This is a genomic window from Clostridium sp. (genome assembly GCF_051278035.1).
GTDB lineage: Bacteria > Bacillota > Clostridia > Clostridiales > Clostridiaceae > Clostridium_AD.
Genome location: NZ_JBNMNU010000152.1, coordinates 1 through 10439, shown reverse-complemented (window position 1 = coordinate 10439; position 10439 = coordinate 1). Strand labels below are relative to the sequence as shown.

The following is a 10439-nucleotide window of genomic DNA, read 5'->3' as shown; positions in this document are numbered from 1 at the left end:
AAGAAGGCTAAGAATGAAGAAGATGAAAGAATGGAAAAGCTATAAATCTTTGCATAAAGCACTTAGGCGAAGAGGTTATAAGGGTGAATTCAAGAAAATATCAATGGTAAGATGGAGAAATTCAAATTGTGCATTGATACACATGGCTTTACCAAATACATGGTTCAAAGAAATAAAGCTTGTTCACTTGTCAGATATACAGGTCTGTGTCTTGTCAAATTATTATGAATAATAATTTTTAGTTTTGCCAGGAGCCGTATGCGGGGTCCGCACGTACGGTTCTGTAAGAGGAAAGAAGTCGGAAATTTATTTTCAACTTCTACCTACTTGATTATTTGCTAGTGCATTGAAACTATAACATTAAAGAAGTATAATATAGATAACAATTATTAAACGATAATAATTTATAAAAGGGGTTTAGATGGAAAAACATTTTATTTATGAAGCGTTAAAAGAAGCTAAAAGATCACTATTACTAAATGAAGTACCTGTGGGCGCAGTTATAGTTAAAGATAATAAAATTATTGCCAGAGCTCATAACCTAAGGGAAACGCTTCAGGATGCCACTGCACATGCAGAAGTCTTGGCTATAAAAAAAGCCTGTGAAATAACAGGCGGTTGGAGATTAACTGGGTGTGAGATGTATGTAACTTTAGAACCCTGTCCTATGTGCGCAGGTGCTATTTTACAGTCTAGAATAAGCAAATTATATATAGGTTCTTTTGATCCAAGTGTAGGTGCTTGTGGTTCGGTTGTAAATTTGATTCAAAATGATGCATTAAATCAATGGATTGAAATTAATTGGTTGTACAATGCGGAATGTGGTAATTTATTGACCCATTTTTTTAAAAATAAAAGGTAGTAAGGAGAAAATATCATGGAGCAAAATATAAATAATGAAATAATGGATAAACTTACGAAAGTGTGTTTATGCAAAGCTATACCAAGGTCTACTATAAAAAAGGCTATAAAAAATGGAGCTAAAACTGTAGAGGATGTTCAAAATGTTACGGGGTCTGGAACAGGTGGGTGCAAGGGGCAAAGGTGTACTCCTAAAATTGAGCAACTTTTAAAGCAAGAATTAGAGAAGCAGCAATAATTGACCGGTATATACTTCAAAGATATGTATATGAAATAAAGCGAAGCAAAAAGGCTTCGTTTTTGTTTTTTTTGAGAGTGTTATTACTATAGAATATAATTTAAAAGTATTTAAAAAAGTAATTTTTAGTTATTGACAACATTATTAGAATATATTAAAATGAAGGTAAGTGAAACAAAAACAAGCATAAACGAACATTGAATTTAAAATATGGTAAAAGGAAGTTTGAAATTATGTTTCCAGAAGAAAGAAAATCACAGATACTAAATTCTTTAATTAAACATGGGAAAGTGAAAGTATGCGATTTATCTAAACGATATGATGTGTCGGAAGTTACCATTAGACGTGACCTTCAAGAGTTGGAAGTAGATGAACTTATTAAAAGAGTATATGGAGGAGCAGTATTAAATGATAATACTAAATTTGAACCTACTTTTTCAGAGAAAACAGATAAGTTTTATGATGAGAAAGAAGCTATTGGAAAGCTTGGGGCTGCAATGATAGTAGATGGAGATACAATTGCATTTGATGCAGGAACTACTACTCTTTGTATTGCTAAACATATGACAGCTGTGAATATAACAGTTTTAACAAATTCTTTAGATATAGCCTTTGAACTTGCTAAAAAGAAGGAGATAGAAGTAATTGTTATTGGAGGGACACTACGATGGAAAACTAGAGCTATGGTAGGTCCAGTTGCTGACAATACACTTAAAAGTTTCAAAGTAGACAAAGCTTTTATTGGAACAAATGCTGTATGTTTTATTAATGGATTAACTACCCCTAATATTATAGAAGCTAATACTAAAAGAGAAATGATAAAAATTGCAAACCAAACCATAGTAGTATGCGACCATTCTAAGTTTAATACGGTTTTCTTTGCTAAAATTACTGATTTGGATAGCATTGATATTATTATTACAGATAATAAATTAAATAAAAAATTACTAGAAAGTTTTGAAAAAGAAGATGTAACAGTTATGGTAGCAGACTAAAAGGGGGCTTAAAAATGATAATAACAGTAACTTTAAATCCGGCCTTAGATAAAACCGTTGATATAGATGAATTTAAGGTTGGTAACGTTAATAGAATTGTGTCTACAAGATTTGATACTGGGGGTAAAGGTATTAATGTATCCAAAGTTGTTAAGGAACTAAAGTATAAAAGCATAGCCTTAGGTTTTTTAGGTGGTAATAGTGGAAGTCAAATAAAACAACATTTGGATGGTTTAAATATTGACAATGAATTTTTATCATTCAAAGGTGAAACAAGGACTAATTTAAAAATCATTGATAAGGTTAATAGAACTCACACAGATATAAATGAAAGTGGCCCCAGTTTAGATGAACAAGATATTACTAACATAAAAAAGAAAATCATGGAACATTGCACATGTGATTCTCTAGTAGTTTTATCGGGGAGCGTTCCAAGTGGAGTTTGTAGCGGTATTTATGGTGAAATAATCAAGGCTGTAAAAACAAGGGGTGGAAAAGTTATATTAGATGCAGATGGTGAAATGCTAATGCAGGGACTTAAGGCTGGTCCGTACATGGTAAAACCCAACATTGACGAACTTCAAAAGGCTTTTGGTATAACGATTCATAACGAAGATGAAGTTATAAAAATAGCTAAAAAGGTATTAGAGTATGGAGTAAAATATGTAGTAATATCGCAAGGCTCAGAAGGATCGTTATTTATTAGTGGTGATAAAGTCGCAAAAGTAAAGGGAATAAAAGTAGAAGTTAAAAGTACTGTAGGTGCAGGTGATTCTATGGTTGCAGCGCTTGCAGTAGCAGTAGAGGCAGGATATTCTTTTGAAGAAGCTATTAAGCTTGCCTGCGCAACAAGCACAGCTAACGTAATGACTGAAGGAACGCAAACAGGAAAGTTTGAAGACATAGAGAAGCTTAAAAAACAAATAACTATAAATTATTTATAGAAGGCGTAATTATAAAAGAATATAACAAATAGGGAACTCCAGAATTTTGGAGTTCCCTATTTGTTATATTAAAAATAAAATTAATTTAAATAGTACATAACAAATATTCACAATATTCTGAAAAACGTTTACATAAGGGGGTAAAAAGTTGTATTATTAACTTATATAATTGATATTATATTAACACTTGAACAATATAATAAAATAGAAGATGATTTTTGAATTTAATGTAAGGAGATGATTTTAATGACTGGGGAAAAATGCTGCTCAGAGTGTGGAGAAATTGACATTAGATTAGAAAAGGTAAAAGATATCACTAAAAAATTAAAAGAGATGAAAGGTGCTTTAATTCCGGCACTTCATGAAGTACAAAAATTATTCGGATATCTGCCAGAAGAAGCTCTTCAAGTAGTATCAGAAGAACTTAATATACCTATGTCAGAAATTTATGGAGTATCAACCTTCTACTCTCAATTCACATTAGAACCTAAGGGAGAACATATAATTAAGGTATGTCTAGGTACAGCTTGTTATGTAAAAGGGGCACAGGATATTATAGAAAGATTATCTAGTGTTTTAGAAGTAGAAGTTGGCAAGACAACAAGTGATGGTAAGTTTACTTTAGAAGCTGCTAGATGCCTTGGTGCATGTGGACTAGCTCCAGTTCTTATGGTAGATGATAAAGTATATGGAAGATTGATTCCTGCTGATGTAATAAGGATAATTGAAGAATATAAGTAAAAAAGTAAATTAGTAAACTTATTTATGGAGGGATGTTAATGAAGACGGTACAGGACCTTGAAGAGATAAGAAAAAATACTTTTAATAGAGTTAATCAAGGAACAAATAGAAAAAGCACAAGAATTGTTGTTGGTATGGCTACTTGTGGAATAGCGGCAGGAGCAGATGAAGTTCTTGACGCAATCGTAGATGAAGTTAATAAACTTGGCTTAGCTAATGTAATAGTAGCGAAAACTGGTTGTATAGGTGTGTGTAGATTAGAACCTATTGTAGAGATTATAAGACCTGGAGAAGAGAAAGTAACTTATGTAAAGATGTCTCCTTATAAAGCTAGAAGGGTTGTAGCTAGTCATGTATTAGTTGGAACAGTTAGAAATGAATATACAATGCATGTAATTCAGGGGAGGATTCTTAATGATTATACACTAGATAACGATTAAGAATTATTGTTTATTCCAAAGGAATAGAAGGAGGAATTTTAATGGAGGTTTACCACTCTCAGGTACTTGTTTGTGGGGGAAAAGGATGTGTTTCTCCAGAAGCAGCAGATCTTTTTAGAAGTTTAAAGTCAGAGGTAAGAAAACATAAATTAAATCATGAAATTGAAGTATTAAAAACAGGTTGTTTAGGGCTTTGTGAATTAGGTCCTGTTGTAGTAGTTTATCCAGAAGGAGTTTTATATACCAAAGTAAAAACTGAGGATATATCAGAGCTTGTAGAATCACACTTCATTCAAAATAGGGTGCTAGAACGTCTTGAGTATAAGGTCCGCGAGGGAGAAGGAAATGTAAGAAATCTAAATGAATTAGATTTTTTTAAGAAACAATTAAGAATAGCGCTTAGAAATTGCGGAATTATAGATCCAGAAAATATTGATGAATATATAGCGCTTGATGGGTACAAGGCTTTAGAAAAGGTACTTACATCTATGTCTCCACTAGAAGTTATTGAAAATGTTAAGAATTCGGGACTTAGAGGCAGAGGTGGTGGAGGTTTTCCTACAGGGCTGAAATGGCAGTTTGCAGCTAAGCAGGAAAGAGATGAAAAATATATAATTTGTAATGCAGATGAAGGAGACCCAGGTGCTTTTATGGATAGATCTGTTCTTGAAGGAGACCCTCATTCAGTCCTGGAAGCTATGACTATAGGTGGCTACGCTATAGGATCAAGTAAAGGATTTATATATGTTAGAGCAGAATATCCACTAGCCGTTGAAAGACTGGAAATAGCTATTAATCAGGCTAGAGAATACGGACTACTAGGAGAAAATATTTTAGGGCTAGGTTTTAATTTTGATATAGAAATAAGACTTGGAGCTGGTGCTTTTGTATGTGGAGAAGAAACTGCTCTTATGCAGTCAATTGAAGGTAAAAGAGGAATGCCTATGCCTAAACCTCCATTTCCAGCCGTTAGTGGACTTTGGGGCAAGCCTACAATTATAAATAATGTTGAAACATTTGCTAATATAGTTCCTATTATATTAAATGGAGCTGAGTGGTTTAGCAGTATAGGTACAGAGAAAAGCAAGGGTACAAAGGTATTTGCACTAGGAGGTAAAATTACAAACACTGGTCTTATAGAAATTCCTATGGGAACTACTCTTAGGGAAACAATCTTTGAAATAGGTGGCGGAATACCAAATGCAAAGAGCTTCAAAGCAGTTCAAACGGGAGGACCTTCAGGTGGATGTATCCCAGAGAGTGAACTTGATACTCCAATTGGATATGATAGCTTAGTTGCTCTTGGCTCCATGATGGGATCCGGTGGCATGATAGTTTTAGATGAAGATAATTGTATGGTGGATGTAGCTAGATTTTTCCTTGATTTCACAAAGGACGAGTCTTGTGGTAAATGCACTCCCTGCAGAATTGGAACTAAAAGATTACTTGAAGTGCTTGAAAAGATCACAAAGGGTAATGGTGAAATTGAAGATATAGATAAACTTGAACATTTAGCATTAGGAATAAAAAAGGTTGCATTATGTGGACTTGGTCAAACTGCTCCTAATCCGGTTCTTTCAACTATACATCATTTTAGAGATGAATATATTGCTCATGTGCAAGATAAAAAATGTCCAGCTAAAGTTTGTAGGTCCCTTGTGCAATATGTGATTTTAGAGGACAAATGCAAAGGCTGTGGGTTATGTACTCGTAATTGTAATGTAGGAGCTATTAGTGGCAAGCTGCAAGAACTTCATGTAATTGACCAAGATGTATGTCTTAAGTGTGGTATGTGTGTAAACATATGCAGATTTAAAGCTATTGTTAAAATATAATATTAGGAGGTGAAATAGGTGGAAATGGTAAAGTTAATTATAGATGGTATAAAAGTAGAAGTTCCAAAGGGAACTACTGTACTCGAAGCATCAAAGCTTTCTGGGGCTAAAATACCTACATTATGTTTTTTAAAAGAAGTAAATGAGGTAGCTGATTGTAGAATGTGTGTGGTACAAGTAGGAAAAAAATTACTGGCATCTTGTACACTTCCAGCTGAAAATGGAATGGAAATAAAAACTAACACTGCTGAAGTGAGAGAAGCAAGGCAAATGGTAGTTGAGTTATTATTATCTAACCATAAAAGAGAATGTACAACTTGTATAAGAAGTGAGAATTGCGATTTACAAACAGTAGCAAAGGAATTAAATATAAGAGATATAAGATATAGTGGAGAAAAAGGCGATGGGAGGTTGGATGATTCTTCATGCTCAGTGGTAAGGGATCCAGAAAAGTGTATCCTTTGTGGAAGATGTATTTCAACCTGCGGAAACGTTCAAACTGTCCATGCAATAAATTTTTCAGGTAGAGGATTTGACACTAAGGTTACCACTAGTTATGAGAGGCCTTTAGGGGAATCATTATGCATAAATTGCGGGCAATGTATTTTAGCATGTCCTGTAGGAGCATTACATGAAAAGGAAAGTATAAAGCCTGTTTGGAAGGCTTTAGAGAATCCGAATAAGTATGTGGTAGTTCAAACAGCACCAGCAGTAAGAGTAGCAATGGGCGAAGAATTTGGTATGCCAATTGGTAGTCGCGTTACAGGTAAAATGACCTCAGCTTTAAGGAAATTAGGGTTTAATAAAGTTTTTGATACTGACTTTGGGGCAGATCTTACTATTATGGAAGAGGGAACTGAGCTATTAACTAGATTAAGTAATGGTGAAAATCTACCACTAATGACATCCTGCTGTTCTGGATGGGTAAAATTCGTTGAACACAATTTTGCTGATTTAATTCCTAATTTATCAACTTGCAAATCACCTAGTGAAATGGAAGGGGCTCTAATTAAAAGTTATTTTGCAGAAAAAATTGGTGTTGATCCTAAGGATATTGTAGTTGTTTCAATTATGCCTTGTGTTGCTAAAAAGTTTGAGGGCGAAAGAGAAGAACTATCTAATACTGGTATGCAGGATGTAGATTATGTTTTATCTACTAGGGAACTCGCTCAAATGATAAAAGAGGCAAATATAGATTTTGTTAAATTAGAAGATGAAGAGTTTGATGATCCTTTTGGAGAATCCACTGGAGCTTCAGTAATATTTGGAGCAACAGGAGGAGTTACAGAAGCTGCTTTAAGAACTGTATCTGAACTCTTAGCTGGAAAAGAACTAGAGCAAATAGAATTTTCAGCTGTTAGAGGCCTTACGGGTATTAAAGAAGCAACCATAGAATTACCAGATGGAAGAAATATAACTGCAGCTGTGGTTCATGGACTTGGTAATGCTAGAAAATTGTTAGAATTAGTCAGAAGTGGTGAAAAACATTATGATTTTATTGAAGCTATGGCATGCCCTGGTGGATGTGTAAATGGTGGAGGTCAACCAATAGTTAATTCACAAATAAAAGAAAAAATTAATGTTCCAGATGAAAGATCAAAAGCTATATATGATGAAGATAAATCTCTACCTCTTAGAAAATCACATAAAAATCCACATATAACCAAAATATATGAGGAGTTTTTAGGTGAACCTAATGGTCATTTAAGCCATAAGTTATTACATACCACGTATGTAATAAGAAATAAATTTTAAATATTTATCTTTACTTTTTTATTATAGTAAGCCACAATTGTTTTAACACAAATAAAAGAATTAAGTTCTTTAAACTTGATTCTTTTATTTGTAGTTTTACGAAAAATGGAGATGTTACTTATGGAACCAATAGCTTTTAATATATTTGGATTACCAGTTGCATGGTATGGAATTTTTATTGCAACAGGAATGATGGTTGGAATTTTATTGGCTGATTTTACTTCGAGGCTAAAAAATGTTAATTATGATGAACTTTTAAATATTACACTAATATCTTTTCCTGTAGCGATTATTGGGGCAAGAGCATATTATGTAGCATTTGAATTTAATCAATATAAGGATAATTTATTGCAAGTATTCAATATACGTCAAGGTGGTCTTGCTATACATGGTGGAGTTATATTTGGTATGATAGCAGCATTACTTTATACAAGGTATAAAAAAGAGAGTCTCTTAAAATTTGCAGATGTGGCAGCACCTTCTATAATTATAGGTCAGGCTATAGGAAGATGGGGAAATTTCTTTAATAGTGAGGCTCATGGTGGACCAGTTTCGCAAGGGTTTATAAGTGAATTCCCGGATTTTATACAAAAGGGAATGCTAATAGATGGAGTGTATTATCATCCAACCTTTCTTTATGAATCAATATGGAATGTGCTGGTATGTCTAATACTGATTTATTTATTAACAAAAACTTTTAAGAGAGGAACTGTGTTTTTTACATATATAGGATTATACTCCATAGGAAGGTTCTTTATAGAAGGGCTCAGAACTGACAGTTTAATGTTTGCAGGTTTAAGGGTAGCACAATTAATAAGTTTAGCAGGAGTAGCACTGTGGATTATATTCGTTGTTGTAAATTATAATAAAAAAGATTCACGTTACTAATTTATCATTTATAAAAATAATTATAAATCATGATTGCAATTAAGTAAATTACACAATAGTATATTATATATTCGTTAAAAAAACTTTCATAAACATTTAAAAAATAACTGTTGAAATTACTACTTATTAATAGTATAATTGTTTTTGTTGCACTAATTATGTGCACATAAACATCAAAGTTATTTATGGAAAGATGTCCGAGTGGCTTAAGGAGCACGCCTGGAAAGCGTGTGTAGGGGCAACTCTACCGAGGGTTCGAATCCCTCTCTTTCCGCCAGTTTATATTTCCGTACTAGCTGGGGAGTTAGCGGTGCCCTGTAACCTGCAACCCGCTACAGCAGGAGTGAATTCCTCGCTTAGGTTATAAGCTGTGTGGTCTGACCTATATAAGTGGCGTTGATAACTGGGCCCCACGCAATGGAAATTCATGAACCCCGTCAGATCCGGAAGGAAGCAGCGGTAAGTGAACCTTCCGTGTGCCGTGGACCAACCTGGTTTGAGTTAACTGTATAGGTAACGCGCATAGTTTATATATCGAAGCGAGGTGTACGGTCTACAAAAGAACTTTAAGATGCCTATTAGGCATCTTTTTTTATTACCAAACTATTAAGTTCTTAATAAATAGATAACCTTTATAAATATTAACTAATTTTTGGGTTTAAATGATATAATTATTTAAAAGAGGTGAAACTTTTGGCATATAAGGCTTTATATAGAGAATGGAGACCAAGAACTTTTGAAGATGTAGTAGGTCAGGAGCATGTGACCATAACATTAAAAAATCAAATAAAAGGCGTGCGAATAGCTCATGCATATCTCTTATGTGGTACCAGAGGAACAGGAAAAACTTCAACGGCTAAAATATTAGCTAAGGCAGTTAATTGTTTGAATTCAGATGGGGGAGAGCCTTGTAATCAATGTGAAATGTGTGAAAAGATAAATTCGGGAACATCAATAGATGTTACTGAGATAGATGCAGCATCACATAATGGCGTAGATAATATTAGGGATATAATTGAAGATGTTCAGTATCCACCACAGGAAGCTAAGTATAAAGTCTATATTATAGATGAGGTTCATATGTTATCCATAGGTGCAGTTAATGCATTTTTAAAAACACTTGAGGAGCCACCAAGTAACGTAATATTTATATTAGCCACTACTGACCCTCAAAAACTTCCAATAACAATACTCTCTAGATGTCAAAGATTTGACTTTAAAAGAATAAAAAGTTTGGATATATTTGAAAGACTTAGAAGAATTGTTACTGAGCAGGATATTTTTGTGGGCGATGATAGTTTAAAATTAATATCAAGAATTTCTGATGGAGCAATGAGAGATGCTCTAAGCATTCTAGACCAGGCCATATCGATGAATGAAGGAACTGTAGAGTATGATGATGTTATAGATATGCTGGGCCTTGTGACGTCCGAGAGTCTTATAATGCTCTCTAATAATATAATAAATAGAGATATTGAAGGCTCAATAAAGGCTGTAAATGATATAGTTTATAGTGGTAAAGATATATATGTATTTATAAAAGACATGACTATTCATATGAGAAACCTTATGATGGTTAAAGTAAGTGACAATGCAGAAGATATCTTAGATATGTCATCTGAAAACATAAATATTTTAAAAGAGCAAGCATCAAAACTCAGAGTGGAAGAAATTATGAGGAACATAAAGATACTCCAAGATGCAGAGGAACAAGCTAAGTGGAGTAAGCAAAATAGAATTTA

Annotated in this window: 10 protein-coding genes, 1 tRNA gene, 1 other RNA gene and 1 pseudogene; all 13 read left to right on the top strand. The window is 33.6% G+C overall.

Annotated features, from left to right (window positions below; all coding sequences use genetic code 11):
• Positions 1-232 (top strand): annotated as a pseudogene (locus ACJAX4_RS18405) (group II intron reverse transcriptase/maturase); the annotation flags it as partial.
• Positions 233-421: 189 nt separating this feature from the next.
• Complete coding sequence (locus ACJAX4_RS18400; protein ID WP_435790903.1) at positions 422-862, top strand: nucleoside deaminase; 441 nt, start codon at positions 422-424, stop codon at positions 860-862.
• Positions 863-877: 15 nt separating this feature from the next.
• On the top strand, positions 878-1099 hold the full coding sequence (locus ACJAX4_RS18395) for a (2Fe-2S)-binding protein (RefSeq protein WP_435790902.1): 222 nt from the start codon (positions 878-880) through the stop codon (positions 1097-1099).
• A 233-nt stretch (positions 1100-1332) separates the two neighbouring features.
• On the top strand, positions 1333-2094 hold the full coding sequence (locus ACJAX4_RS18390; protein ID WP_435790901.1) for a DeoR/GlpR family DNA-binding transcription regulator: 762 nt from the start codon (positions 1333-1335) through the stop codon (positions 2092-2094).
• 14 nt (positions 2095-2108) lie between these two features.
• Positions 2109-3038: a 1-phosphofructokinase gene (gene pfkB / locus ACJAX4_RS18385; protein ID WP_435790900.1), complete on the top strand. Its 930-nt coding sequence runs from the start codon at positions 2109-2111 to the stop codon at positions 3036-3038.
• A gap of 246 nt (positions 3039-3284) precedes the next feature.
• Positions 3285-3779: an NADH-quinone oxidoreductase subunit NuoE gene (nuoE, locus tag ACJAX4_RS18380; RefSeq protein WP_435790899.1), complete on the top strand. Its 495-nt coding sequence runs from the start codon at positions 3285-3287 to the stop codon at positions 3777-3779.
• 38 nt (positions 3780-3817) lie between these two features.
• The gene (locus ACJAX4_RS18375) at positions 3818-4219 is read left to right on the top strand and encodes a (2Fe-2S) ferredoxin domain-containing protein (RefSeq protein ID WP_435790898.1); all 402 of its coding nucleotides are present in this window, start codon (positions 3818-3820) and stop codon (positions 4217-4219) included.
• Between the two features lie 41 nt (positions 4220-4260).
• A complete protein-coding gene (locus tag ACJAX4_RS18370; RefSeq protein WP_435790897.1) occupies positions 4261-6054 on the top strand; it encodes an NADH-ubiquinone oxidoreductase-F iron-sulfur binding region domain-containing protein in 1794 nt (597 codons plus the stop codon).
• An 18-nt stretch (positions 6055-6072) separates the two neighbouring features.
• A complete protein-coding gene (locus tag ACJAX4_RS18365; protein WP_435790896.1) occupies positions 6073-7809 on the top strand; it encodes an NADH-dependent [FeFe] hydrogenase, group A6 in 1737 nt (578 codons plus the stop codon).
• A gap of 120 nt (positions 7810-7929) precedes the next feature.
• Positions 7930-8697 carry a prolipoprotein diacylglyceryl transferase gene (lgt, locus tag ACJAX4_RS18360; RefSeq protein WP_435790895.1) on the top strand — a complete coding sequence of 256 codons (768 nt, stop codon included), beginning with the start codon at positions 7930-7932 and terminating at the stop codon, positions 8695-8697.
• Positions 8698-8884: 187 nt separating this feature from the next.
• Positions 8885-8974, top strand: a tRNA-Ser gene (locus tag ACJAX4_RS18355).
• A 10-nt stretch (positions 8975-8984) separates the two neighbouring features.
• Positions 8985-9249, top strand: an RNA gene (ffs, locus tag ACJAX4_RS18350) — signal recognition particle sRNA large type.
• A 141-nt stretch (positions 9250-9390) separates the two neighbouring features.
• Positions 9391-10439: DNA polymerase III subunit gamma/tau (gene dnaX, locus ACJAX4_RS18345; RefSeq protein WP_435790894.1), on the top strand; the 1049-nt coding region annotated here is incomplete at its 3' end.

Excerpts from the sequence above, each read along its gene's own strand:
- ACJAX4_RS18400 (WP_435790903.1), top strand. The coding sequence starts at position 422 with ATGGAAAAACATTTTATTTATGAAGCGTTAAAAGAAGCTAAAAGATCA.
- ACJAX4_RS18395 (WP_435790902.1), top strand. The coding sequence starts at position 878 with ATGGAGCAAAATATAAATAATGAAATAATGGATAAACTTACGAAAGTG.
- ACJAX4_RS18390 (WP_435790901.1), top strand. The coding sequence starts at position 1,333 with ATGTTTCCAGAAGAAAGAAAATCACAGATACTAAATTCTTTAATTAAA.
- pfkB (WP_435790900.1), top strand. The coding sequence starts at position 2,109 with ATGATAATAACAGTAACTTTAAATCCGGCCTTAGATAAAACCGTTGAT.
- nuoE (WP_435790899.1), top strand. The coding sequence starts at position 3,285 with ATGACTGGGGAAAAATGCTGCTCAGAGTGTGGAGAAATTGACATTAGA.
- ACJAX4_RS18375 (WP_435790898.1), top strand. The coding sequence starts at position 3,818 with ATGAAGACGGTACAGGACCTTGAAGAGATAAGAAAAAATACTTTTAAT.
- ACJAX4_RS18370 (WP_435790897.1), top strand. The coding sequence starts at position 4,261 with ATGGAGGTTTACCACTCTCAGGTACTTGTTTGTGGGGGAAAAGGATGT.
- lgt (WP_435790895.1), top strand. The coding sequence starts at position 7,930 with ATGGAACCAATAGCTTTTAATATATTTGGATTACCAGTTGCATGGTAT.